The 25,142-nt window shown below is 69.6% G+C and carries 28 protein-coding genes; 24 read left to right on the forward strand and 4 right to left on the reverse strand.

Going from position 1 to position 25,142, the window contains the following annotated elements; translation table 11 throughout:
• Positions 1-3 precede the first annotated feature (3 nt).
• On the reverse strand, positions 4-588 hold the full coding sequence (locus tag WQ56_RS15505) for a hypothetical protein (protein ID WP_047138044.1): 585 nt from the start codon (positions 586-588) through the stop codon (positions 4-6).
• Positions 589-858: 270 nt separating this feature from the next.
• Positions 859-1,620: a ferredoxin--NADP reductase gene (locus WQ56_RS15510; RefSeq protein WP_082132460.1), complete on the reverse strand. Its 762-nt coding sequence runs from the start codon at positions 1,618-1,620 to the stop codon at positions 859-861.
• Between the two features lie 138 nt (positions 1,621-1,758).
• On the opposite strand from WQ56_RS15510, the gene WQ56_RS15515 reads away from it, so the two are divergent.
• From WQ56_RS15515 to WQ56_RS17795, 6 genes are all read left to right on the forward strand, one after another.
• Positions 1,759-2,727 (forward strand): ABC transporter ATP-binding protein, encoded by a 969-nt coding sequence (locus WQ56_RS15515; RefSeq protein ID WP_047138045.1) that lies wholly within the window; start codon positions 1,759-1,761, stop codon positions 2,725-2,727.
• Positions 2,728-2,787: 60 nt separating this feature from the next.
• A complete protein-coding gene (locus tag WQ56_RS15520) occupies positions 2,788-3,576 on the forward strand; it encodes an ABC transporter permease (protein ID WP_047138046.1) in 789 nt (262 codons plus the stop codon).
• Positions 3,577-3,735: 159 nt separating this feature from the next.
• Positions 3,736-6,132, forward strand: a complete 2,397-nt coding sequence (locus tag WQ56_RS15525; RefSeq protein ID WP_047138047.1) for a TonB-dependent receptor — start codon at positions 3,736-3,738, stop codon at positions 6,130-6,132.
• Position 6,133: 1 nt separating this feature from the next.
• A complete protein-coding gene (locus WQ56_RS15530; protein WP_047138048.1) occupies positions 6,134-7,429 on the forward strand; it encodes an aminotransferase class V-fold PLP-dependent enzyme in 1,296 nt (431 codons plus the stop codon).
• A 67-nt stretch (positions 7,430-7,496) separates the two neighbouring features.
• Positions 7,497-8,453, forward strand: a complete 957-nt coding sequence (panE, locus tag WQ56_RS15535) for a 2-dehydropantoate 2-reductase (RefSeq protein WP_047138049.1) — start codon at positions 7,497-7,499, stop codon at positions 8,451-8,453.
• Positions 8,454-8,545: 92 nt separating this feature from the next.
• Positions 8,546-9,037: a hypothetical protein gene (locus WQ56_RS17795; protein ID WP_052773045.1), complete on the forward strand. Its 492-nt coding sequence runs from the start codon at positions 8,546-8,548 to the stop codon at positions 9,035-9,037.
• A 9-nt stretch (positions 9,038-9,046) separates the two neighbouring features.
• Here the strand turns inward: WQ56_RS17795 and WQ56_RS15545 are convergent, their stop codons facing one another.
• The gene (locus tag WQ56_RS15545) at positions 9,047-11,782 is read right to left on the reverse strand and encodes a pitrilysin family protein (protein ID WP_047138050.1); all 2,736 of its coding nucleotides are present in this window, start codon (positions 11,780-11,782) and stop codon (positions 9,047-9,049) included.
• A 90-nt stretch (positions 11,783-11,872) separates the two neighbouring features.
• Here WQ56_RS15545 and WQ56_RS15550 point away from each other — a divergent pair, with 90 nt between their 5' ends.
• The 16 genes from WQ56_RS15550 (at position 11,873) to WQ56_RS15615 (ending at position 23,944) form a co-directional block, all read left to right on the forward strand.
• A complete protein-coding gene (locus tag WQ56_RS15550; protein WP_047138051.1) occupies positions 11,873-12,568 on the forward strand; it encodes a pseudouridine synthase in 696 nt (231 codons plus the stop codon).
• 144 nt (positions 12,569-12,712) lie between these two features.
• Complete coding sequence (gene arfB / locus WQ56_RS15555) at positions 12,713-13,123, forward strand: alternative ribosome rescue aminoacyl-tRNA hydrolase ArfB (RefSeq protein WP_047138052.1); 411 nt, start codon at positions 12,713-12,715, stop codon at positions 13,121-13,123.
• A 34-nt stretch (positions 13,124-13,157) separates the two neighbouring features.
• On the forward strand, positions 13,158-13,766 hold the full coding sequence (locus WQ56_RS15560; RefSeq protein WP_047138053.1) for a lysophospholipid acyltransferase family protein: 609 nt from the start codon (positions 13,158-13,160) through the stop codon (positions 13,764-13,766).
• A gap of 304 nt (positions 13,767-14,070) precedes the next feature.
• The gene (gene dcp, locus WQ56_RS15565) at positions 14,071-16,224 is read left to right on the forward strand and encodes a peptidyl-dipeptidase Dcp (RefSeq protein WP_047138054.1); all 2,154 of its coding nucleotides are present in this window, start codon (positions 14,071-14,073) and stop codon (positions 16,222-16,224) included.
• 302 nt (positions 16,225-16,526) lie between these two features.
• Positions 16,527-16,997, forward strand: a complete 471-nt coding sequence (locus tag WQ56_RS18800; protein ID WP_156170576.1) for a hypothetical protein — start codon at positions 16,527-16,529, stop codon at positions 16,995-16,997.
• 124 nt (positions 16,998-17,121) lie between these two features.
• Positions 17,122-17,934, forward strand: coding sequence for a hypothetical protein (locus tag WQ56_RS19125; protein ID WP_197076508.1), 813 nt, complete (start codon positions 17,122-17,124; stop codon positions 17,932-17,934).
• A gap of 124 nt (positions 17,935-18,058) precedes the next feature.
• A complete protein-coding gene (locus tag WQ56_RS15570; RefSeq protein WP_156170577.1) occupies positions 18,059-18,559 on the forward strand; it encodes a hypothetical protein in 501 nt (166 codons plus the stop codon).
• Positions 18,560-19,048: 489 nt separating this feature from the next.
• On the forward strand, positions 19,049-19,726 hold the full coding sequence (locus WQ56_RS15575; RefSeq protein ID WP_047138055.1) for a hypothetical protein: 678 nt from the start codon (positions 19,049-19,051) through the stop codon (positions 19,724-19,726).
• Between the two features lie 165 nt (positions 19,727-19,891).
• On the forward strand, positions 19,892-20,158 hold the full coding sequence (locus tag WQ56_RS15580; protein WP_231583437.1) for a SymE family type I addiction module toxin: 267 nt from the start codon (positions 19,892-19,894) through the stop codon (positions 20,156-20,158).
• A 1-nt stretch (position 20,159) separates the two neighbouring features.
• Positions 20,160-20,375, forward strand: a complete 216-nt coding sequence (locus WQ56_RS15585) for a hypothetical protein (protein ID WP_047138056.1) — start codon at positions 20,160-20,162, stop codon at positions 20,373-20,375.
• 110 nt (positions 20,376-20,485) lie between these two features.
• On the forward strand, positions 20,486-21,217 hold the full coding sequence (locus WQ56_RS15590; RefSeq protein ID WP_047138057.1) for a helix-turn-helix domain-containing protein: 732 nt from the start codon (positions 20,486-20,488) through the stop codon (positions 21,215-21,217).
• A gap of 94 nt (positions 21,218-21,311) precedes the next feature.
• Complete coding sequence (locus WQ56_RS15595) at positions 21,312-21,662, forward strand: VOC family protein (RefSeq protein ID WP_047138058.1); 351 nt, start codon at positions 21,312-21,314, stop codon at positions 21,660-21,662.
• 84 nt (positions 21,663-21,746) lie between these two features.
• On the forward strand, positions 21,747-22,094 hold the full coding sequence (locus tag WQ56_RS15600) for a DUF2251 domain-containing protein (RefSeq protein WP_047138059.1): 348 nt from the start codon (positions 21,747-21,749) through the stop codon (positions 22,092-22,094).
• 195 nt (positions 22,095-22,289) lie between these two features.
• Positions 22,290-22,508, forward strand: coding sequence for a hypothetical protein (locus tag WQ56_RS15605; RefSeq protein ID WP_047138060.1), 219 nt, complete (start codon positions 22,290-22,292; stop codon positions 22,506-22,508).
• Between the two features lie 58 nt (positions 22,509-22,566).
• Positions 22,567-23,391 (forward strand): trypsin-like serine protease, encoded by an 825-nt coding sequence (locus WQ56_RS15610; RefSeq protein ID WP_047138061.1) that lies wholly within the window; start codon positions 22,567-22,569, stop codon positions 23,389-23,391.
• A gap of 148 nt (positions 23,392-23,539) precedes the next feature.
• On the forward strand, positions 23,540-23,944 hold the full coding sequence (locus tag WQ56_RS15615) for a hypothetical protein (protein WP_052773048.1): 405 nt from the start codon (positions 23,540-23,542) through the stop codon (positions 23,942-23,944).
• Positions 23,945-24,010: 66 nt separating this feature from the next.
• Here the strand turns inward: WQ56_RS15615 and WQ56_RS19130 are convergent, their stop codons facing one another.
• Positions 24,011-24,277 (reverse strand): hypothetical protein, encoded by a 267-nt coding sequence (locus tag WQ56_RS19130; protein WP_197076509.1) that lies wholly within the window; start codon positions 24,275-24,277, stop codon positions 24,011-24,013.
• 67 nt (positions 24,278-24,344) lie between these two features.
• On the opposite strand from WQ56_RS19130, the gene WQ56_RS18810 reads away from it, so the two are divergent.
• Both WQ56_RS18810 and WQ56_RS18815 read left to right on the forward strand, forming a co-directional pair.
• Complete coding sequence (locus WQ56_RS18810) at positions 24,345-24,623, forward strand: type II toxin-antitoxin system RelE/ParE family toxin (RefSeq protein ID WP_047138062.1); 279 nt, start codon at positions 24,345-24,347, stop codon at positions 24,621-24,623.
• Entirely contained in the window at positions 24,623-24,916 is a 294-nt protein-coding gene (locus tag WQ56_RS18815; RefSeq protein WP_047138063.1) for a HigA family addiction module antitoxin, read from the forward strand. The genes WQ56_RS18810 and WQ56_RS18815 overlap by 1 nt, the downstream gene beginning before the upstream one ends.
• Positions 24,917-25,142 lie beyond the last annotated feature (226 nt).

The following is a 25,142-nucleotide window of genomic DNA, read 5'->3' on the forward strand; positions in this document are numbered from 1 at the left end:
CGCTCATCGGTAGCGGCGCGCGACGACGGCCTTGGCCAGGCCGTAGCCGCCGCACACCAGCGGGAACACCCACAGCATCGCCGCGCTCGCCGGCACCGCGACCACGCCGGCGGCCTGCAGGAAGCCGCCGGTCATGTAGGCCAGCGACACGCCGGCCGCGGCGATGCAGACCGCCTCGAGCTCGATGCGCTGCTGCAGCTCGTCGACGCCGCGCACGTAGCGGACCATCGCCCGCAGCACCAGCGCGATCGGCGGGACCGGCAGCAGCGCGACGAGCGCACGCGGCAGCGGACCCTGGACATGGCGCAGCCACAGCAGCGAGACCACCAGCAGCGCGGCATAGGCGCCCAGCGCGACCAGCATCTCGCGGGTGTAGCGGCGCTGCAGCGCGCGCGGCGCCGCCCCGCAGCCCGTGCCGGCGCCAGCGCCGGACGACAGCGCCACGCCCGCGAGGACGCCGGCGGCCAGGAACTGCAGGCCCAGCAGCCAGCCGGGTACCTGCGGCAGCCAGCGCCAGGTGCCGAGGGCGCATGCGAGCAGGCAGGTCGCGAGGGCGAGCAGCAGACTGCGGGAACTGGACGGACGCATGGCATTGGGTGTCAAGGAGGCTTGACATCCAGCATGCGGGCGGCGCCGCTCCGGTGTCAAGCGTGCTTGACACGCATGACCCGTAGGAGCGCGCTCGCGCGCGATAGGGTTCGCCCGGCAACGCGTCATCGCGCGCGAGCGCGCTCCTACGATGGAGGTGAGGAGCGCGACGGGGAGCGGATGCCGTCCGCCGCTCGCGGCCGCCCGACCTGTATCGCCGATACCTCAGCTGCGCGTCGAAGACGAGGCGACCGGCCGGCGGTCACGGCCTCATTTGCTGCTGACATACTTCTCGCGCCGGATCCGCGGCACCGGCAGGCCGAAGCCCTTCAGCGCCTCGAAGGCGGCGTCGACCATGTCCGGATTGCCGCACAGGTAGGCGATGTCGTCGGCGGTCGGCGCGAACTCGCCGATGAACTGCTGCACGTAGCCGTGGCGCACGTCGGCGTGCGCGTGCGGATCGCCCGGCGCCGGCAGCTCGCGCGAGAAGCACGGCACGAAGCGGAACTGCGGGTGCGCCTGCGCGAACGCGCGGAAGTCGTCGCCATACAGCAGCTCGGCCGGCGTGCGGGCGCCCAGCAGCAGCACGACCTCGACGCCGCGCTCGGCGATCGCCTGCGCCAGCAGCGGCAGCATCGCCCGGTACGGGGTCACGCCGGTGCCGGTGCCGATCAGCAGGTAGCGGCGGTTGCGGTCCTGCGGCAGCAGGCAGAACCGGCCGAACGGACCGCTGGCCTGCACGTGGTCGCCGAGCGCCAGGCCCTCGAACAGCGCGGTCGCCGCGCCCCCCGGCACGTAGCTGACCGCGATTTCCACCGCCTCGCCCGGCCCCATCGCATGGTCGTGGATCGTCGCCAGCGAGTACGAGCGCTTGGTCGTGGTGCCGTCGGCATACGCGAAGTGCACCTGGATGAACTGGCCGGGCACGAAGTCCAGCGGCTGGCCGTCGTCGCGCACGAACGACAGATGGGCGACGGTCGGCGCGATCATGCGCCGGCCGGTGAGCTTGAGCGGGAACTGCTGGATGGCCACGAGTCAACCGGATCGGAGGCGGGAACCGGCGCGCGGTCCGCGCAACAGTGCATCGCGGGGCCGGCCGCGACCGGGCGCCTATACTAGCGCCTTCGCCGAGGCCGCCCCTGGGCCGCCGGCACCGGACCTCTCGGACCCATGACCCGAACCCAATCCCTGCCGGCCGACGCGCCGGCGCTGTCCGTGCGCGATCTGCGCAAGACCTACGCCGGCGGCGTCGAGGCGCTCAAGGGCATCTCGCTCGAGGTCGCGCCCGGCGACTTCCACGCCCTGCTCGGCCCCAACGGCGCGGGCAAGAGCACGCTGATCGGCATCGTCTCCTCGCTGGTCAACATGAGCGCGGGCAGCGTCGAGGTGTTCGGCGTGGACATCGCGCGCCACCGCGACCAGGCGATGCGCCTGCTCGGCCTGGTGCCTCAGGAAATCAACTTCAACCTGTTCGAGAAGCCCTTCGACATCCTGGTCAACTACGCCGGCTTCTACGGCGTGCCGCGCCGCGAGGCCGCCGAGCGCGCCGAGGCCGAGCTGCGCGCCGCGCAGCTGTGGGACAAGGCCCAGGTCATGAGCCGCACCCTGTCGGGCGGCATGAAGCGCCGGCTGATGATCGCCCGCGCGATGATGACCCGCCCCCGGCTGCTGATCCTCGACGAGCCCACGGCGGGCGTGGACATCGAGATCCGGCGCGGCATGTGGCGGAGCCTGCGCGAGATCAACGCCGCCGGCACCACGATCATCCTGACCACGCACTACCTCGAGGAAGCCGAGTCGCTGTGCCGCAATCTGGCGATCATCGACCATGGCCGCATCGTCGAACAGGGCCCGATCCGCGCGCTGCTCGCCCAGCTCGACGTCGAGGGGTTCATGCTCGACATCGACGGGACGCTGCCCGACGCGCTGCCGGCGATCGACGGGGTGACGATCGCCGCGCCCGACGCGCACACGCTCGACATCGACATGCCGCGCGCGATGGACCTCAACCGCGTGTTCGCCGCGCTCGACGCGGCCGGGCTGCGCGTGCGCTCGATGCGGACCAAGTCCAACCGCCTCGAGGAACTGTTCGTGCGGCTGACCGCGCGGGATGCGGGATCGGGGACCGGGAATGCGTAGGCGCGGGGCGCGCGCACCGCGGCATCCCCGACCCATTCTCTTCTTCGACACACGCCGAGCATGAACACAACACCCACCAACACCGCCCGCAATCTGGTCGCCCTGGGCACCATCGCCCGGCGCGAGGTCGTGCGCATCCTGCGCATCTGGGCCCAGACGCTGGTGCCGCCGGCGATCACGATGACGCTGTACTTCCTGATCTTCGGCGGCCTGATCGGCGCGCGCATCGGCGAGATGGGCGGCGTGTCCTACATGGACTTCATCGTGCCCGGCCTGGTGATGATGAGCGTCATCCAGAACAGCTACGGCAACATCTCCTCGAGCTTCTTCGGCGCCAAGTTCGGCCGCCACGTCGAGGAACTTCTGGTTAGCCCGATGCCCGGCTGGGTGGTGCTCGGCGGCTACGTGATCGGCGCGGTCGCGCGCGGCGTCGCGGTCGGCGTGATCGTGCTCGGCATCGCGATGCTGTTCACCCACGTGCGCATCCCGCACCCGCTGGTCACGCTGACCACCGTGCTGCTGGGTGCCACGATCTTCTCGCTGGCCGGCTTCATCAACGCGGTCTACGCCAAGAAGTTCGACGACGTCGCGATCGTGCCGACGTTCATCCTGACCCCGCTGACCTACCTGGGCGGCGTGTTCTATTCGGTCAAGCTGCTGCCCGACTGGGCCGAGGCCGCGACCCACGCCAACCCGATCTTCTACATGGTCAACGCGTTCCGCTACGGCCTGCTCGGCACCTCCGACATCCCGCTGACGATCGCCTACGCGCTGATGCTGGGCTTCGTGGTCGTGCTGACCGTCGTGGCGCTGACGCTGCTCAGGCGCGGCGTGGGCCTGCGCAGTTGACGTTTGCGCCGGCGCGCGCTGCGCTGGCGCAGGTGGCCCGGGAGACGATGACGGCGCGCGCGAGCCGCGGCTGTCATCGGCGCGTCAACCGTGGCGCCGATCATGCCGCGCTGCGGTGCAGGGATGCGGTCCGCGCTCCCTCTCCCAAGCCGCCGAGCCATGACACCAGCCAACCTTGCACGCGCGATCGCGATCGCGCTGTCGACCGCGTTCGTTTCCCTCTCCGCTTCCGCCGCGCCTGCGCCTGACGCCGCATCGTCTCCGCCCACGACGTCGGCGCTCGACGCGGTCATCGTCACCGGCACCCGCGGCTCGGCCCGCACCCAGTTCGACACGATGGCGCCGATCGACGTGTTCAGCGCCGAGGACGTGCGCAGCGTCGAGTCGAGCGACGTCAACGACATCCTCGCCCAGCTGGTGCCCTCGTTCGTGGTCCAGCGCATGCCGATGGCCGACGGCCTGGTGTTCGTGCGCCCGGCCACGCTGCGCGCGCTCTCGCCCGACCACACCCTGGTGCTGGTCAACGGGCGCCGCTTCCACCGCTCCGCACTGCTCGGCTCCCGCGGCGCGCAGGGGCCGGACCTGTCGCAGATCCCCGCCGCGGCGATCAAGCGCATCGAGGTGCTGCGCGACGGCGCGGCGGCCCAGTACGGCTCGGACGCGATCGCCGGCGTGATCAACATCATCCTCGACGACAGCGTCGGCGGCCAGTTCGGGCTCGACGTCTCCGAGTACAGCGAGGGCGACGGCGCGGCATGGGGCGGCGAGTTCGGCTACGGCTTCGAACTGGCCGACGGCGGCGCGTTCCGGGTGTTCCTCGCGCACAGCGAGTCCAAGCCGACCTCGCGCTCGCGCCAGCGACCCGATGCGATCGCGTTCCAGGAGGCCCATCCCGAGCTCGACGTGCCCGACCCGGTGCAGCGCTGGGGCCAGCCCGAGCTCGCCAGCACGCGGCTGGGCTTCAACCTCGATCGCCCGTTCGGCGAGTACGGCGGCCTCTACGCGTTCGGCCTGTACGGCAACACCGACGGCGTGAGCGACTTCAACTGGCGCAACCCCGACACCAACGGCGAACTCTACCGGCGCACCGACGTCTTCCCGGGCTTCGACCTGCGCGACCTCTACCCGGTGGGGTTCTCCCCGCAGTACGGCAATGCGTCCGAGGACATCCACCTGCTGGCCGGCGTCCGCGGCGTGTTGGGCGAGGCGCTGGACTGGGACGTCAGCGCCGCGCACGGCGTGAGCAGCATCGACTACACGCTCGACAACTCGTTCAACGGTTCGCTCGGGCCCGACAGCCCCACCCGCTTCTACCTCGGCAATCTCGAGCAGCAGGAGACCAACCTCAACCTCGACTTCGTCTACGCGTGGCAGACGGCCGCGCTCGACGCGCCGGTCAACGTCGCGTTCGGCGCCGAACACCGCAAGGAGACCTATGCGGTCGGCCAGGGCGATCCGGCCTCGTGGGCGGTGGGACCCGGCGCGGTCGCGGGGCTGGCGCCCAACGCCAGCGGCGCGCCCGGTTTCAGCCCGGCGCAGGCTGGCAGCTGGGACCAGACCAGCCAGGCGGCCTATCTCGACGTCGAGGTGCCGCTGGGCGCGCGCGTCGCGCTCGGCGGCGCGCTGCGCTACGAGGACTTCTCCGAATTCGGCGACACGCTCGACGGCAAGCTGTCGGCGCGCTGGGAGATCGCGCCGGGCCTGGCGCTGCGCGGCGCCTGGTCCACCGGCTTCCGTGCGCCGACGCCCGGCCAGCTGTTCTCCACGTCCACGACCCAGGGTCTGGACACGACCACGCTGCTGGTGTTCAACACCGGCCGGCTCTCGCCCGACGATCCGGTCGCGCGTGCGCTGGGCGCGCAGCCGCTGCGCCCGGAGGAATCGGAATCGGCGACGCTCGGTCTGGCTTGGCAGGGGCCGGCGGGGTTCTCCGGCTCGCTCGACGTCTACCGCATCGCGGTCGACGACCGCTTCAGCATCTCGGCCAACCGCGCGGTTCCGGCCGACGTGCCCAACCCGATGCGCTACACCTCGATCAACTGGTTCGCCAACGATTTCGACACCGTCACCAAGGGTGTCGACCTGGTCGCGCACCATCGCAGCCAGCCCCGGTTCGGCGATCTGGGGCTCACGCTGGCCTGGAACCACAACCGCACCGAGGTCGCCGACGGCAGCACCGGCGTGGCGACCAACCCCGACCAGAAGCGGATCTTCGAAGAGCGCCTGCCGCGCAACAAGGGCAGCTTCACCGCCACGCTCGGCCAGCAGCGCTGGGACTGGATGGCGCGGGCACGCTACTACGGCACCTGGACCGATTCGAGCGGCAACACGGCCGGCGAGGTGTTCCAGACCTTCGGCGACATGCTGATGTTCGACCTGGCCGCGACCTGGAAGGCGACCGACGCGCTGTCGCTGCGGATCGGCGCCGACAACCTGTTCGACCGCTACCCGGACGAGGCGACGTTCCAGGCCAGCCGCGGCCTGGTCTACTCGCGCAACGCGCCCTACGACACCGATGGGCGCAACGTCTACGCCCAGCTCCGGCTGCGGTTCTGACATGGCCGACCGCACCCGCCGCGGCCTGCTGCGCGCCGCCGCGCTCGCCCCGCTGGCCGCGGCGCTGCCCGCCGCGGCGATGCCCGACGTGCCGGTCGCGCCCGCGGGCGTCGATGCCGACGCGCTCGCGCGCGACGAGGCGTACTGGGCCCGGGTCGCCGCGCTCTACGACGTCGCCCGCGACCCGGTGCCGCTGGAGAACGGCTACTGGGGCGTGATGGCCGCGCCCGTGCAGGCCGCGTATCTGCGCCACCAGCAGCGCGTGAACCGCGAGGGCCCGGCGTTCGCGCGTCGCGCCTTCCCGGCGCTGCATGGCGCGGCGCTCGACAGCGCCGCGGACACGCTGGGCGTCGGCCGCGACGAGCTGGCGCTGACCCGCAACGCCACCGAGGCGCTGCAGGCGCTGATCGGCGGCTACCGGCGCCTGCGCCCCGGGGACGCGGTGCTGTGCGCCGACGTCGACTACGACAGCATGCGTGACGCGATGCGCTGGCTGCGCCAGCGCCGCGGCGTCGACGTGATCGAGATCGCGCTGCCCGCACCGGCGACGCGGCAGGGCATCCTCGACGCCTACGCGCAGGCGATCGCGCGCCACCCGCGGCTGCGCATGATGCTGCTGACCCAGGTCAGCCATCGCCACGGCCTGCGCCTGCCGGTCGCCGAGCTGTGCGCGATGGCCCGCCTGCGCGGCATCGACGTGATCCTCGACGCGGCGCACGGCGTCGGCCAGCTGGACGTGCGCATCGCCGACGAGGGCGCGGACTTCGTCGGCGTCAACTTCCACAAGTGGCTCGGCGCGCCGGTCGGCGTCGGCGGCCTGTACATCCGGCGCGGCCGCGCCGACGACATCGATCCGTACATGGGCCAGGCCGATCCGCACGGCGCGACCGCCGCGCGCGTGCACACCGGCACCGTGAACTTCGCCGCGGTGATGGCCCTGCCCGACGCGCTCGCCGTGCACGCGGGCATCGGCGCGGCGCGCAAGCAGGCGCGCCTGCGCCACCTCTCGGCGCGCTGGCTCGCGGTCGCGCGCGACACCGGTGCGTTCGAGGTGCTGGCGTCCGAAGACCCGGCGCTGTGCAGCGCGATCGCCTCGCTGCGCCTGCGCGGACGTCCCGGCGTCGACGACAACCGCGCGCTCGCCGACCGCCTGCTCGACGACTTCGGCCTGCACACGGTGATGCGCGACGGCCTGGCCTCGGGCGCCTGCGTGCGCATCACGCCCGCGGTGTTCACGCGCCCGGACGAGATCGACCGGCTCTGCGAGGCGCTGCGCGCGATCGCCGCGACGGCCTGACCGGTCGCGCGGGCATGCGCACGGGCACTAAGCTTGCGGCGGTGTCCGTTTCCTCCTGGAGCCTTCCATGCGCATTCTCGTCCTCGGTGCCGGCGGCACCGGCGGCTACTTCGGCGGCCGGCTGGCGCAGGCCGGCGTCGACGTCACGTTCCTCGTGCGCCCGGCGCGCGCGGCGCAGCTGGCGCGCGAGGGCCTGCGCCTGCGCAGCCCGCTCGGCGATGCCGACGTCGCGGTCGCGCACGTCACCGCCGACGCGCTGCCGGCGCTGGCCGCGACGCGGCCGTTCGACCTGGCGATCCTCAGCTGCAAGGCCTACGACCTCGACAGCGCGGTCGAGGCGATCGCGCCGGCCGTCGGCGACGGCACCGCGGTCATGCCGATCCTCAACGGCCTGCTGCACTACGCCGTGCTCGATGCGCGCTTCGGCGCGGCGCGCGTGCTCGGCGGGCTGTGCTTCATCAGCGCGGTCAAGGGCGCCGACGGCGAGGTCGTGCACCTGCCCTCGCCGCCGTCGCTGACGTTCGGCGAGCGCGACCCTGCGCGCAACGGCAGTGCGCGCATGCAGGCGCTGGCCGACGCCTGCGCGCGCGCCGACGGCTTCGAGGCCGTGCGCAGCGACGACTTCCTGCAGGCGGCCTGGAACAAGTTCAGCTTTCTGGCGACGCTCGCGTCCGCGACCTGCCTGATGCGTGCCAGCGTCGGGCGCATCGTCGCCGCCGACGACGGCGCGGCGTTCATGGCCGCGCTGCACGACGAATGCCTCGCGGTCGCCGCCGCGCAGGGCCACGCGATCCCCGCGCAGGCGGCGCAGCAGGCCCGGTCGCTGCTGACCCGCGAAGGCTCGCCCGCCACCGCGTCGATGCTGCGCGATCTCGAATCGGGCCAGGATGTGGAAGCCGCGCAGATCGTCGGCGACATGCGCGCGCGGGCTCGCGACGCCGGCATCGCCGCACCGATGCTGCAGGCCGCCTGGGTGCACCTGCAGTGCTACCGCAGCCGCCGCGCGACGCCGGACACGCCGTGACGGAATCCGGCGCCGCGTCGCGCCGGCGTGCAGGGCTGCCACAACGGCTCTGCTAGGCTCGCGGCCTCCTTCGTTTTCGAATAGGTGTCCGGATGCGACAGCTGCGCGTACGACTTCCCCTGGGCCTGGCGATCGCCGGCGCCCTCGCGCCCGCCGCCTGCGGTGACCGGCAGGCCGACGATGCGCCCGCGCAGACCGAACCGGTCGAGGACACCCGCACGGTGCCGTCCGAGGCCGCGGCCGCGCAGCTCGACGACGGCACCGCACCGGTCGAGGCGCCGCTGAGCGGCGACGCGGCGACGACGATGCTGACCCAGCTCGCCGGACTCGGCGGCGCGATGCACGCGGCCGTCGAACTGTGCGACCCGAACATCCCGGCCGACCAGCTGGCGCAGGCCAAGGACCGGCAGCAGCAGGAGTTCGTGAAGATGGGCGGCGACGCGGCGATGTTCGACCGCGAGTTCGCCTCTGCGCACGACAAGGTGCGCGCGCAGTACGACACCGCGACGCCGGCCCAGCAACAGCAGATGTGCGCCGAGCTCGAATCGATGGCGTCCTCGGCGCCGGCGCCGGCCACCGAATAGCACCCGGCGCTACGGCGCCGGGCTCGCCGCCTCGAAGTCCCCGCCGACGGCCGTCGTGATCGCGTCGGGGTCGAGATGGCGGGCCATCGCCGCGCGCACCGCCTCGGCGTCGAGCGCGCCCAGCGCGGCCTCGAACGCCGCCGAGTACGCCATGTCGCGGCCCAGGTAGAGGTTGTCGTTGAGCACCCCGACCAGCTGCGCATCGCTCGCGCGCGCCGTGCGGCGCGACAGCAGCAGGCCGTCGCGCGTCTGCGCCAGTTCCGTCGCGTCGATGCCGTCGGCGAGCAGCCGCCGCAGTTCCTCGTCGAAGGCCTGCACGACCTTCCCCACGTTCTCCGGCGCGGCGATCGCCTGCGCCGAGAACGTGCCGACCGCGTCGAACGCGCTCGCGCCGAAGCTCGAGCTCACGCTGTAGCTCAGCCCGTCGCGCTGGCGGATGCGGTCGGCCAGCCGCGACTTCATGCCGCCGCCGCCGAACAGGTGGTTGCCCAGCAGCAGCGCCGGATAGTCGGGATGGTCCTGCCCCAGCGGCAGCGCCTGCTGCGCCAGGAACACCGCGTTGGGCCGGTCGGGCGTGGCCACGCGCAGCTGCGCCGCGGGCCGCGCCGCGTACGGCGTGGGAATGCGCACGAACGGCGTCGCCGGGCGCCAGTCGCCGAACAGCGCCTCGAGCTGCGCGCGCACCGCCTCGGCGTCGACGTCGCCGACGATCGCGATCGTCGTGCCCGGCCCCATGCCGTAGAACGCGCGGTGGAACGCCGCCGCGTCGTCGCGTGTCGTCGCCTCCAGCCCGGCGATGCGCTGCTCGAACGTGCGCGCGTGGAACGGGTGGCCGGCCGGGAAGATGTCGAAATGCCGCGCCATCGCCTGGTTGGCCACCGCGCCCGGCTCGCTCATGCTGCCGCGGATGCCGGTGATCCACTGCGTGCGCAGCTGGTCGACCTCGTCCTGCGGGAACGTCGGCCGCCGCAGCACGGTCGCGGTCAGGTCGAGCAGGTCTGCGACGTGCGTGCGGTCGGTCGAGGCCGCGACGCTGACCGTGGTCGCACCGCCACCGGCGCTCAGCGTCGAGCGCAGTGCGGTGAGCCGGCGCGAGATCGCCGCCCGGTCGAGATCGCCGGCACCGCGCATCAGCATCGCGCCGGCCAGCGTGGCCGCGTCGATGCGCCCGCTGAGCGTGTCGGCGCTGCCCAGGCGCAGCGTCATGCGCAGCTGCACCGCCTGCCCGCGCGTCGCCTTGTCGAGCACGGCGAGCTTCGCGCCGTTGGACAGCGTCCAGGTCCGCGTGCGCGCGTCGATGTTCTCCGGCGACGGATCGAAGGCCTCGCCGGCGGCGAGCGCGGGCCGGCCGACGAAGCCGGCCAGCAGCGTCGCCGCGTCCGGCGCCTCGGGGATCTCGATGCGCCCGGGCGCGTCGGTCGGCACGAAGTGCCCGGTCGTGCGGTTGTCGCGGCGCAGGTAGGCCTGCGCCACGCGCTGCACGTCGGCCGCGGTCACCGTCTCCAGCCGGTCGCGGGCGTGCAGCAGCAGCCGCCAGTCGCCCTGCGCGATCGCATCCGACAGCGCCACGCCGACCGCGTTGGGATCGCGCAGCGCGCGCTCGAAGCCGGCCAGCAGCCGCGCCCGCGCCTCGTCGACCTCGTCGTCGGTGAACGGCGCGGCGTCGCTGCGTTCGAGCACGTCGAGCAGCCGCGCCTGCAGCGCGTCGAGGTCGCTGCCCGCCGGCGCCTCGACGACCACGCTCAGGTAGCCCGGCTCGTCCAGGCTGTAGCCCGTCGCCGAGACCGAGGTCGCCAGGCCCGGCTCGACCAGCGCCCGGTGCAGGCGGCCGCTGGGCGCATGCCCGAGCACCTGCGCCAGCACCGCCAGCGCGCCGGCGTCGGGGTGCCGTCCGGCGGGGATGTGGTAGCCGGCCGCCAGGTACGGCGTGCGGCCCACGCGCCGCACCGCCACGTGGCGCTCGCCGTCCTGCGCCGGCTCGCGCGTGTAGGTGCGCGGCAGCGCGGTCGCCGGCCGCGGCAGCGTGCCGAAGTGCGCGGTCACGCGCGCCAGCGCGTGCGCCGGGTCGAAATCGCCGGCGATCACCACCACCGCGTTGTCCGGCCGGTACCAGGCGCGGTAGAACGCCTGCAGCCGCGCGATCGGCATGCCCTCGACATCGCTGCGCGCGCCGATCGTCGGGTTGCCATAGTTGTGCCAGTCGTAGGCCGCCGACATCAGCCGCTGCACCAGCACCCGCACCGGGTTGTTCTCGCCGGCCTCCAGCTCGTTGCGGACCACGGTCATCTCGCTGTCGAGGTCCTCGCGCGCGATCGTCGAGGCGACCATGCGGTCGGCCTCCATGCCCAGCAGCCAGTCCAGCGTGGCCGGATCGCTGGAGAAGCTGGCGAAGTAGTTGGTGCGGTCGAACCACGTCGTGCCGTTGAAGCGGATGCCGCGCCGCTTCATCTCGCCGGGAATGTCAGGGTGCGTCGGCGTGCCCTTGAACAGCAGGTGCTCGAGCAGGTGCGCCATGCCCGTCTCGCCGTAGCCCTCGTGGCGCGAGCCCACGCGGTAGGTCACGTTGACGGTGGTGACCGGCTTGCCCGGGTCCGGGAACAGCACCAGCTGCAGGCCGTTGTCGAAGCGGTACTCGCTGATGCCCTCGGCGGTGTGCACCGGCGCGTCCAGGCGCGGCGTCGCGGCGGCCGGCGCGATGCCCGCGCACAGCAGCAGCGCGAACAGGCAGGCGCGGAGGCGGGGCATGCGGTTTTCCCTTCTGTCGAGGCGATCGCCGAAAATAGCAGATCGCATCCGCACCCCTCGGATGCCCCACCGGCGCCGGGAGCGCAGCGGATGACGATCGATGTGCGGTACGCCGATGCCTGGCTGGCGGTGGTCGACAAGCCCGCCGGCCTGATGGTCCACGACAGCGCGCTCGCGCGCGGCGAGCACGACTTCCTCGCCGACCGCCTGCGCGTGCAGTTCGGCCGCCCGCTGTTCCTGGTCCACAGGCTCGACCGCGCCACCAGCGGCTGCCTGCTGCTGGCCTTCGACCGCGACACCGCCTCGGCGCTGGGCACCCAGTGGATGGCGCGCAGCGTCGACAAGCACTACCTGGCCGTGTGCCGCGGCTGGCCCGACGCCGCGCTCGAGGTCGACCACCCGCTCGACGGCGGCCCCGGCAAGCCGCTCAAGAAGCCCGCGGTCACGCGCTTCACCCGGCTGGCGACGACCGAGCTGGCGCTGCCGTCGGCGGGCTTCGCGTCCTCGCGCTACGCATTGCTGCGCGCCGAGCCGATGACCGGGCGCTTCCGCCAGATCCGCCGCCACCTCAAGCACCTCTCGCACCACCTGATCGGCGACACCAGCCACGGCGATGGCCGCCACAACCGCCATTTCCGCACGCTCGGCATCCACCGCATGCTGCTGCACGCCGAACGCCTGCGCTTCACCCATCCGCACACCGGCGAACGCATGGACATCGCCGCCCCGCCCGGCGACGCCTTCGCCAAGGCCCTCCTCCTGTTCCCCGGCCCCTCAGTCCTGTAGGAGCGCGCTCGCGCGCGATGGGCCCAGGCCGGGAAAGCCCTCGCGGCCGAGGCCGCTCCTACGCCGTTCCCCCGCATGGAGAGTGCCGCACCGTCGCCGCACGCCGACACCCTCCGTCACGGCGCCCCTCTACAATCGCCGCCGATGTCCACGCCGCCCGCCATCCCCGAGTCCGAACTCGTCGAACGCTTCGTGCGCGCGAGCGGTCCCGGTGGGCAGAACGTCAACAAGGTCTCCACCGCGGTTGAGCTGCGCTTCGACATCGCCGGCTCGCCCTCGCTGCCCGAGCCTGTGCGCGCCCGCCTGCTGGCCCGCCGCGACCGCCGCGTCACCGACGCCGGCGTGCTCGTCATCAGCGCCCAGCGCTTCCGCACCCAGGAGCGCAACCGCGAGGACGCCCGCGAGCGCCTGGCCGCGTTCGTCGCCGCCGGCTACGAGGTGCCGCGGCCACGCGTCGCGACCCGGCCCTCGCGCGGCGCGAAGGAACGTCGACTGGGCGAGAAACGCGAACGCAGTACCATCAAGCGCGGTCGCGCCGGGCGCGACTGGGATTGACGCCCGCTGGAGCGGGCCTTCGCGCCGAGGACGCATGAGCACATCGAAGTACCCGTTCCTGATCCCCGTCCCGCCGCTCGCGCCGCGGGTCAAACCCAGCCGGCTCGCGCGCTGGATCGGTCGCAGCATCCTCCGGCTGGGTGGCTGGCGCATGGTCGGCGAACTGCCGAACATCCCGCGCCTGGTGCTGATCGGCGCCCCGCACTCGTCCAACTGGGACGGCGTCTGGGGCTTCGCCGCCAAGGCCGCCCTGGGCCTGGACATCCGCGTGCTCGGCAAGGACTCGCTGTTCCGGGTGCCGGTGCTGGGCTGGGCGCTGCGCGGCCTGGGCGTGATCCCGGTCGACCGCAGCCGCGCCTCGCGCGTGGTCGACCAGGCCGCCGCGGCGATCCACGGCGACGCCCCGTTCTGGTACGGCCTGGCGCCCGAGGGCACGCGCAAGCGCGTGGAGCGCTGGAAGTCCGGCTTCTGGAAGATCGCCAAGGCCGCCAACGTCCCGATCCAGACGCTGTACTTCCACTACCCCGACAAGGTCATCGGCTTCGGGCCGCTGATCCAGCCCGGCGACGACCTCGAGGCCGACATGGCGCGGATCCGCGCCTGGTACGTGCCGTGGATGGGCAAGAACCGCGGCACCGTCTGAGGGGTTCCCGCGCTGCCCCCACCAACCCTCTCCGCGCGCGAAGAGGGCTTCGTGCCCCACCTCCCCCGCTTGCGGGGGAGGTCGGCGCCGCAGGCGCCGGGTGGGGGCAACCGCACCCGCCCCCCTGTCACTCCCCTCCGGCCAAGGCGGCACCGCCTTAGCTGTCCCCCCGCCGCCCGCGTGCCTGAACCGGCCAACCAACGGCACATCCCAACCCCCGCCGATGGGCGCAGGCTGCTCGGCTGGCGGGCCGCGTGCCGCGACCGACGCCGTCACCGCGTTGTCCTTTCTTCGGAGTGCCTCCATGTTCCGTCCCCTGCTCCTGTCTTCCGCGATCGCGCTGGCGCTCACCGCCTGCGGCGACCGCCCCGCTGCCGAGTCCACGATGCCCGCCACCGATACCGCCGCCACCGCCGCCCCGGCCGAGAACGCCCTGTTCGCGGCCAGCACGCTGCCGTTCCAGGCGCCGCCGTTCGACAAGCTCAAGGACACCGACTACCAGCCGGCGATCGAGGAGGGCATGAAGCGCCACCTGGCCGAGATCCGCGAGATCGCCGACAACCCCGAGGCCCCGACCTTCGAGAACACCATCGAGGCGATGGAGCGCAGCGGCGAGCTGCTCACCCGCGCCGCGGTCACGTTCTTCGCACTCGCCGGCGCCAACACCAACGACACCCTGCAGGCCACCGAGGAAGCGCTGGCGCCCAAGCTCGCCGAGCACAGCGACGCCGTCCACCTCGATCCCAAGCTGTTCGCCCGCGTCAAGGCGATCTACGACCAGCGCGACAGCCTCGAGCTCACGCCCGAGCAGAAGACCCTGGTCGAGCACACCCAGCGCAACTTCGAGCGCGCCGGCGCCCTGCTGGGCGACGCCGAGAAGGCCGAGCTGCGCAAGCTCAACGCCGAGGAATCGACCCTGTCGACCGCGTTCGGCAACAAGCTGCTCGCGGCCGGCAACGCCGGCGGCGTGTTCGTCACCGACGTCGCCGAGCTCGACGGCCTCGACGCCGGCGCGATCGCCGCCGCCGCCGATGCCGCCAAGGCGGCCGGCAAGGACGGCCAGTGGCTGCTGAGCCTGCAGAACACCACGCAGCAGCCGGTGCTCGCCTCGCTGAAGAACCGCGCGCTGCGCGAGCGGCTCATGGCCGCCTCCACCGGCCGCGCCGAGAAGGGCGACGGCAACGACACCCGCGCCACGATCCAGCGCCTGGCCGAACTGCGCGCCCGCAAGGCCCAACTGCTCGGCTTCCCGAACTATGCCGCCTACAGCATCGCCGACCAGATGGCCGCCACCCCCGAGGTCGCGCTCAAGCTGCTGACCGACACCGTGCCCGCGGCCACCGCCCGCGCGCGCGCCGAGCTGGCGAAGATCCAGGGCGTGGTGGACGCACAGAACGGCGGCTTCACCGCCGGCGCGGCCGACTGGGACTTCTACGCCGAGCAGGTCCGCAAGGCCGAGTTCGACCTCGACGAGGCGCAGATCCGCCCCTACTTCGAGCTCGATCGCGTGCTCAACGATGGCGTGTTCTTCGCCGCCAACCAGCTCTACGGCATCACCGCCAAGGAGCGCAAGGACATCCCCGTCTACCACCCCGACGTGCGCGTGTTCGACATCATGGATGCCGACGGCAAGCAGCTCGCGCTGTTCTACCTCGACCCGTTCAAGCGCGACAGCAAGCAGGGCGGCGCGTGGATGGGCAACTTCGTCGAGCAGAACGGCCTGACCGGCACCATCCCGGTGGTCTACAACGTCGAGAACTTCACCAAGCCCGCGGCCGGCCAGCCCGCGCTGCTGAGCTTCGACGACGTGACCACGCTGTTCCACGAGTTCGGCCACGCCCTGCACGGCTTCTTCTCCAAGACCCAGTACCCGAGCCTGGCCGGCACCAACGTGCCGCGCGACTTCGTCGAGTTCCCCTCGCAGTTCAACGAGCACTGGGCGCTCGACCCGAAGGTGTTCGCCAACTACGCCAAGCACCACGAAACCGGCGAGGCGATGCCGCAGGACCTGGTGGACCGGATCGTCAAGGCGCGCACCTTCAACCAGGGCTACGCGACCACCGAGTACCTGTCGGCCGCGCTGCTCGACCTCGCCTGGCACACCCTGCCGCCCGAGGACGCCAAGCAGGACGTCGACGCGTTCGAGAAGCAGGCCCTGGCCCAGTACAAGGTGGACCTGGCCGCCGTGCCCCCGCGCTACCGCACCAGCTACTTCAGCCACATCTGGGGCGGCGGCTACGCGGCCGGCTACTACGCCTACTTTGGCTCGGAAGTGCTCGACCACGACGCCTTCCAGTGGTTCCGCGAGAACGGCGGCATGACCCGCGAGAACGGCCAGGTGTTCCGCGACAAGGTGCTGTCGATCGGCCACACCCGCGACCTCGCCACCGCCTACCGCGAATTCCGCGGCAAGGACCCCAGCGTCGAGCCGTTGCTGGAGCATCGTGGGTTGAAGTGAAGCGCGTCGCGCGCTGAAGCGCATGACATGCGGAATGAAGCGGGGCGGCCTTGGAGCCGCCCCGTTTCTTTTTGAGAGCGGCATATGCATGCGACACAATCGTGTGACAACAAGTCACCAAGGGAGCAGTCAAAAAATGCTATGACCTTGCCCGGTGAAGCAGCCAGGATTTCGGCAATGGCTGATCCTGACACCGTTGTGTCTTGTGGCGCTGCGCAGTATGGCGCGCCATACTCGACGCTACGGACTAGGACACCAGCGCCATCCAATGCTCGCAAATCCAGTCAGAACGGAATCGCATTATGATCAAGCGCATTAGCGCGCGGCATTGTGCCGAGGATGCGTTGCTTGCTCTCGAAAAAGCGACTCTTCCAGAAATTTCGCACTGTCTCAGTTCGATATCGAAGGTGCTGCTTGAGCGATACGGGCAGCGGACGGATGACACAGAGTCCACGCTAGACGAATCGACGGATAGCCTTCACGACGAGACAGTCAAAGGCCTGGCGAATTTAATTCGGCTTTGCTCAGGTGTTACCCAGGTCCTGATTGACAAGGAATCATTTTCAGCGTTGATTGAGGGTAAAGGAGAAGAGCAGGGTCTGATGTTGAAGCATCTGGCAATTTGCAACGACCTCAATAATATTCTGGTCGCAGTCGTCTCACTTATGCAATACGACACAAAAGACAAGATCGTCCCTAATCTAGATGATGGATTTCTGATTCAGACTGGCGGCGCTAGCTTCGGGAGATTTAGCTTCAGAGCGAAGAACTAGCAGAATCAATTAGCGCAAGCTAATGCGCAGCAATCGTTTCCGAAAATTCTGAAGCCGTCGCCTTAATTTTTATTCAAGCCGATGTTGCCTCGCGGCGCGGATAATTCAATGGTCAGATGCTAGTATGGAAAGTAAACGCGCAATCCAGATCATTCAGAGCAAGATCGATGCGATCGATGCTCTCGCACGGAAAGACAGTAGTTCACCTGAGTTTACTAAGTGGCGTAGAGACACTGAAGTAGCACTTGAGCGAATATTTGGACAAGAGAGCCGTCATAAGACCGACTTCACTGATGTTCGTTATAGCCTTTTTGCCTTCTCTGCCGATACTCCAGAATCAGCTTTTCATAATGCATATCTTCGTGGCCTCAGCAATGCCAAAGATATACTTTTGTCAATTGTAAGCGAGATTCGAGAGTTCGACGCTGTTTCGTTTGGACAAGAATCATCTTTCGACCAGAGCCACATCAGGCCAGATGCTTTCTCACTTGTTGAGCTGATATGTCTGAGATTCCACTATGTCGCACGTCAACTCCGCTCTCGCCATGCAGATCGCCAGACTCTAAGCATAGAAGACGAGTACGACGCGCAAGATTTGTTCCATGCACTTCTGAAGTTGCACTTTGATGACGTACGACCTGAAGAATGGACACCCAACTATGCTGGCGGTTCATCTCGGGTGGACTTCCTCCTGAAGGAGGAACAGATCATCGTTGAGCTTAAGAAAACTCGGCCTTCGCTCAAAGACAAGAATCTTGGTGAAGAACTCATGGTAGACGCAGTGCGCTACAAAGCACATCCCGATTGCCAAGCGCTTATTTGCTTCGTCTACGATCCGGAAGGACGGGTCGGAAATCCCGTTGGTCTCGAAAGAGATCTTGAGTCAATGGCTATTGGCCTGAAAATTCGAGTCATAGTTGCCCCTAAAGGCAGCTGAGATTTAGGGGCTTATTCAATACGACGACGCTTCGCGCCGAGGCTTAGCGCTAACCGCCAATACTAGCTTTGTTGCTTCTCGGTAAGCCCGGATCGAGCCACGGCTGCGCATGGAGAGTGCCGTCATGTCCTGGAAAAACCTCGTTTGTGTTGCTGCGATCTATGTGTCGATCGCGTTGTCGGCGGCGGGCTGTAGCCCGGCCACGCCCGACGGGCAGACTGCGATCCCAGCAGCTGGGAACGATCCAGCGGTCGCCCTTGTTCAGCGCTTCAAGATGGGCGCGGGACTTGAAAGCCTTGCGAACCAGGCGGCGGGTGCGACGACGACGTTTGCCATGCTGGCGCAGCAGCATGGCGCCGCGGAGGCCAAGCGATTGGTGGGCAGCGAGATTTCGAAGCTGCTCCCTGCCTACCAGGTACGTTGGGATCGGAATCTGGCGACGATCTATGCCAAGCACTTCACGGCAGACGAGCTTCGTTCCCTTGCGACACAGGGGACGCGTTCGCCTCACAATGGCAAGTTCCGATCGACACAGGCGACCGTCGCGGCCGAAATGCGGGAGGTTTCAAGCCCGCTTCTGCAGGAGTTGGTGATGGAAGCGCTGCGCAATGTGCTTCAGCGATAGACGCCGCGATCCTGCTTGTTCGTTCAACTCAATTCTGCGGGCTTCGACACTGCCTCGTTGCTCGCTGAGTCGTGCGCTTGCGAGTCGCTTCACTGATTCCAGTGCAGCATGCACGCCGTGGGTTGTGCCCTTCGAGCACGGACGCCGGGACGATGCGATTGGCGCTGGATAAGCAGCGATTGTCACCGTGTGGCGGCGCATTCTCATCGATACCGCCCAGCGCTTGACAACCGCAAAATCCCCTCGCACACTCGACCACGGAGCCTAGAAACTCCTCTTAGAGCGGTACCCACCTCCGACAAACTGGTGGGTTTTTTGTGTCCGAATCTTTTCGGCCACAACCGACGTGTTGCCTGCGTCGGGAGGGCGGCTAATACAACACCCTTCGGGGAAATACGCCCGCCGGCTCTAAGCGGTTTCTAGCCTCCCGACTTCCCGTCGCCGTCTCTGGCTGGCGGGTCACTTCGATGGACTGAAGGAGGCAACACAATGTCGAACCACGAAACGAACGACACCCAGCGGGCCGGCTATTTCCTGCCGGAAGACGACCGGACACGGCTGGCGAAGCTGCGCGACCACATGGAGTTCCTGTCGCGTCTGGCACAGCCGCGCACGCGCGAAGAGGAACTGGACGATCCGCCTGAAGTCGGCCACGGCGAATTGGCGACATGCCTGGCCATGTTGGCGGAGCAGGCCGAACTGGTGCTGGAAGCGATGAAGTGGCGGCCGCGGTCGCAATGGTTGGCCGAGGCGGATGCCTCCGCCCCCGCCGTTGAAGTCAGCGAGGAGACGCCGGCCGCATCAGAAGCGCCGCCGTACGCGATGAAGGGTGCAACGGCGACGCCACCGGTGGGTGCAGCCGACGTGCCGGAGGGCTACGTCTTCGGCGTCACGATCGATCAGGCCGATGCCCTCGACCGGTTGGTACAGACGCTGATGGCGCATGGCGACGTGCTCGCGTCCGGCCATGAGGACGATCTGGCCGATGCCACCGTGCCCACGCTCGGGCTTGCGATCTCCGAGGGCGCGGACGCCGTGCGGGAGATCCTGGACCGGGTGCAGGACCAGCTGATCCCGCGTGCCGCGAAGGCGCAAGGCCGCGTGCGTGAGGACCATCCGGTCTACGGCGTCGTGCCGCAGCCGGCCCCGCGTCCCGCGCTGCACTGACCGGGCCTCGGAGCCGGGTTCGCTCTCGGCGGCCGTCGCCGAACGGCGCGCCCGGCTCCGTCCTCGACCGCGTTCGCGCGCATGTGCGCCTGTCCGTCACGGAGGATTTCCATGCATCGCCAGCCCCACACCGCCCGCGCCTCGAAGCGCCGGGCCGATGTCCCGATGTCCGCGTCCCTGCCGCTTCCCGCGTTCGATGCGCCGGGAGCGCACGACCACGCCCCGACCGCCCCGCCCCGTCGGCCGCGGCGCTGCACCGTGGGCTGCCGGCACTACGCGACCCGTGATCGCTATCGGGGCGATGACGAGGTGGCCTACCTGCGCTTGAGCGGCCGCTGGCTCGAAGCGCTGGGCTTCACCATCGGCACGCGGCTGCGGATCACCGCCGAAGCGGGCGTGCTGACGGTGACCGTCGATGGCGCGGAGACCTGACATGACCCGAGACCGTCCGGCCTATGGCATCAGCCTGAATCAGGTGGACCGCTTCGACAGCCTCATCCGCATCATCGTCGCGCAGGGCGACGTGCTGTCATCGGTCGATCCACGGCAACTGGAGGCCGACAGCGTGCCCGCCCTCGGCGATGCGATCTACGACGCCGGCGTGGCGCTGCGCACGCTGATGGAACAGGTGGGTGAGCAGGGGTTGTAGACCACGAGCGCGGCAGGGTGAACAACGGACGGGTGACGGGCGATCCCGATCGGCGGTTCGGGCGCGCACGGCGATGGTGCACAGCATCTGGCGGATGCCATCATCGAGGCATGTCGCGCGAACCGATCCCGTCAGCAGCCTATGTGGAGATGCCGCCACCGCCTGCCCTGCGCGATCGGGTCCGACGCGTCTGGCACTACCGGGCCAGCGCATCTGCCGCCGCGCCCCTGGTGTTGCCCGACGGTTGCGTCGACCTGATCTGGGATGGTGCCCAGTTGTTCGTGGCCGGGCCTGACCAGCAGGCCATGACGGCCCAGCTCGCGCCCGACGCCCGGCTCACCGGGCTCCGCCTCTCGCCGGGCGTGGCCCATCGCCTGCTCGGCACGCCGATGCACTGGCTCGCCGATCGGCGTGTCGCGGCCGATACCATCATCGGGCCGCGGGCCGGCCTGCTGGCGCGGCGCCTGTCCGACGGGGGCGATCCGGCGGAGACGCTGCTCGCGGCCGTCGGCGAGGTGCCGGTGCAGCCCGACCCGCGCATGGCCTGGCTGTTCGCGCAGTTGCACGGGATGGACGCGCCGCGCGTCCCCGACCTGGCCCGCCAGCTCGGTATCAGCGAGCGGAGCCTGCACCGGCACTGCCTGGAGGCCTTCGGCTACGGACCCAAGGTGCTCGATCGCGTGCTGCGCCTGCAGCGGTTGCTGTGTCTGGCGCCCCGCGCCGCCACGCTGACGAGGGCGGCGCTGGACGCCGGCTATGCCGATGCGACGCACCTGTCGCACGACGTGCGGCGCCTGACCGGTCTGACGCCGACCGCATTGCTGCGCGATCACGGCCATTGAGCCTGCGCGTCATTGCGGCCTGCTGTCCGATTCTTGCAAGCCGCCGGGGCCGCGGCGCCCGACAATGTCCGCTCCCCGACTACCAGGATTCGTCATGACCCGCTCCGACGCGCACCACCGCATCGACTATCTCGAATACGCCGTGGCCTCCATCGAGGCATCGCGACGCTTCTATGGCGCGGCCTTCGGCTGGACGTTCCAGGACTACGGCCCGGACTACTGCGAGTTCCGCGATGGACGCCTGACGGGCGGCTTCTTCCACGGCACGCCGGTGCCCGGCGGTGCGCTCGTGGTGCTGTCCTCCGACGATCTCGTCGCCAGCGAGGCCGCGGTGGTGCGGGCGGGTGGCCGCATCACCCGGCCGGCTTTCGACTTCCCGGGCGGGCGCCGGTTCCACTTCGCCGACCCCGACGGCTACGAACTCGCGGTCTGGACGCAGGCGTAAGCCCAGCGGCGTCGTTGCGATGCACGACGACGCGACGGGGGCGCATCCCGCACAATCGGTGCCTCCCCCGAAAAGGATGCGCCGATGGCGATCACCGTGACCGCGACCTGGACCCTGCGCATCGGCGAGGCCGGCCACGTGCAGGGGGATGCGCCCGAGGGCCCGTATTCGGCGGTCTTCGAGGACGATGGCGACAGCGGCTACTTCTATGCGCTCGACGCGCGGCAGTCCGATCAGCCCATCCAGGACGCACTGCACATCTACGACGTCGCCCAGGTGGCCGACGGGCATCTGCCGTCGGAGGTCGCGATCGGCTGGTCGGCCGGTGCGGACCACGTCGTGCTGTTGATCAACGATCAGCCGCACGCGGTCTTCGACTTCGCCGCCAGGCGCGGCAGCTGCCGCGGCGGATTCCCGCCGCCGGCGGAATAGTCGGGTTGGACGCGAATCGACTGGTCGGATGCGGTGCTGGCCGGGTTCGCCGACGAAGACTGACGCGCGGCGCGGCCGGTCGATCCGTCGCGGCGCTCGTGGAACGCGGCACGGATGCGGCAGCGGGAGACGCAATCCGGTCGATGTCGCGGCACTGGCGCACAATGCCTCTCCCCGAACCGATCCGGATGTGCCATGGAGCTCGAAGCCCTTCTCACCGCTGCGCTGCGCGAGGCCGGCTACGGCCCGGACGCCATCGGCTCGGCGATGCCGCGGATCGTGCGCATCCTGCAGGCCGAGGACGTGCGCATCGAGATGGGCCGCAGCCTGTCGCGCAAGGAACGCGAGTACGTGCGCCTGCAACTCGAACTCGGGCTCAACGTGTCGGAAGTCATCGCGGGACTGCGGAAGTGACGGACATGCCGGCACAGGGTCGCGCGGGTACGCGCACCGTCGTTCCGGAACGCCCGGTATGATCCGATTCCCGTGGCTCGCGCTGCTGCTCGCTGCATCGTCGACCGCCAGCGCCGTCGTCGTTCGCGATGACGTCGACGACACGCAGTACCGGGTTCCGGCTTCCGAGTTTCCCGCGCTCGCCGACATGCCGGGCGAGGGGCACGGCGTGCTGATCCACCCGCAATGGGTCGTCACCGCCGCGCACACGATTCCCGCGCACGCCGGCGTCGAGTCGGTGACGATCGACGGACGGCCACGAGAGGTCGAGCAGGTCGTCGTGCATCCCGGCTACAGGACGTTGCCCCAGTCGCTGATCGACCAGGCGATGGCCAGTGGCGAGGCCATGCTGATCGTGGTGTTCCTCGCCTCGACCGACGACATCGCGCTCCTGCGGTTGAAACAGCCGGTCGAGGACGTGGCGCCTGTTGCGCTCTACGGCGATGACGACGAGTCCGGACAGATCATCAAGATGGTAGGGAAAGGCGCGACGGGGACGGGCGCCACCGGTCACGACCCTGGCGGTCCCAATCGCACCGAGCTCCGTCGTGCCTTCAACACGATCACCAGCGCGTACGGACGTTGGCTGTGCTACGTGTTCGATGCGCCGCCGGCGGCGTTGCCGCTCGAAGGGGTGCTCGGCAACGGCGACAGCGGCGGTCCGCTGCTCATCGAGGCCGGCGACCGATGGCAGTTGGCTGGCCTGGGGGCCTGGAAGGTCGTTCCCGGCGACGTGAGGACGGCCCGGCCGGGGCGCTACGGCCAGACCGCCTGCAACGTCCGCGTGGGGCATTACGCCGACTGGATCGAAGGCGTGATGTCCGATCAGGCAGACGAACGCTGACCGTTGCGCGCAAGCGCTTGCCGGCGTCGCCACGAGGGTGTGTGGATGACGCGGGAGCGTGCATGTGCGATCCGGCGCGTCCCCGCGCCGCCTGCTAGCATCGCCCGGCCGTCGCCATTCCGGCGACGCAGCACGCAAGGGGAATGCAATGCGCAATTGGGGAATCGGCGCCGCACTGGCGCTGGCGATGGCAACGTCGGCGGCCTTCGCCGCGAATGACGGGCAGACGCGGGAAGTGCCCTCGAAGGACGGCAGGTTCACCGGCGAGATCGTCGGCACGCCGGCCGAGGGCAGCAAGTTCGCGCAGCTGCAGATCGGCATGAGCATGCAGGAGGTCCAGGACCTCATGGACCGCGCGCCGGACCGGTTCCATTCCTATGAGTCGGGCAAGCGCTGGATCCCGTTCTACTTCGGCAACGACGCCACGCGCCTGCAGGCGCTTTTCCGCGACGAGGGCTGCCTGATCTTCACCGGCGGCAACGTCTGGGGCGGTGGCGGCAGCGAGCTGATCCAGATCGAAGCCGATCCGTCGGGCGAGTGCTACCAGCCCTGAGCGACGCCACGGGCGGCATCGCGTTCTCGCCATGCGGACGGACGCCGGATCGCCCGGCGCGCCCGCTCAGGCGGCGTGGCGGAAGTCGGGATAGATCGGCTTGGCAGGCGCAGGCACAGGCGCGGGCGCCTCGGTGACGGGCGGCGGGACGGCGACGGCCGGCGGGGGCAGGTGCGTGCCTTCCATGACCATGGCCAGCACGTCGAACGCGGAATAGGGCAGGACGTTCATATCGGCTCCGGGTGACGCGGCGGATGCTTGGACATCCGGGGTGGGTGTGATGCCAAGGTAGGACTGCCCGGAACGCATCGCATTGATGCAGATCAACCGCATGCTTGTGTCGATTACGGCAGGCTCACATCCACTTGTTGCGTGATGCGCAACATGCTACGTTGGCCGCATGATCAAGTCTTTCCGGCACAAGGGACTCCGCCGGTTCTACGAGACAGGCAGCACGGCTGGCATCCAGGCCGGACATGCGAAGCGGTTGCAGATGCAGCTGGCTGCGCTGGATACCGCCTCGATCGTGGAGGACATGGAGATTCCAGGCTTTCGCCTCCATCCGCTGAAAGGTCGGATGCAGGGGCGTTGGGCGATTTCCGTCAACGGCAACTGGCGACTGACGTTCGAGTTCCGGGACGGCAATGCGTACGTGCTGGATTACGAGGACTACCACTGATGGCCATGCACAACCCGCCCCATCCCGGCGCATTCATCGTCGCGGTCTATCTGGAGCCCAATGGCGTCAGCGGTCGGACGCTGGCCGAAAAGCTGGACGTGTCGGCGTCCACGCTCAGCAGGATCCTCAACGGCACGAGCCGCGTCACGCCGGAAATGTCCCTACGGCTCGCCAAGGCGATCGGGCGGACGCCCGAGAGCTGGCTGGCGATGCAGGATGCGCACGATCTGTGGGTAGCGCGCCGGGAAGTCGACCTGCGACGGGTCGGCAAGCTTGAGCTCGAAGCGGCCTGACGCCACGTCGGACTGCTTCCACAGCGACGAATCGGGCACGCGTGGGGTCCCGTTCCACGCCGGCAACGACGCCATGCACCTACAGGCGCGCCGGCGGCAATTCGATTCAGATCGAGGACGATCCTTCGGGAAATTGCGCCCAGCCCTGAGGCACGCCAGCTTCGCCGTGCGCGGACGCCGGCGTCCTGTCGGCGTCTGCACGTGGATCGCTCGGCTGATCGGGCTC

It is taken from the genome of Luteimonas sp. FCS-9 (assembly GCF_001014645.1).
GTDB lineage: Bacteria > Pseudomonadota > Gammaproteobacteria > Xanthomonadales > Xanthomonadaceae > Luteimonas.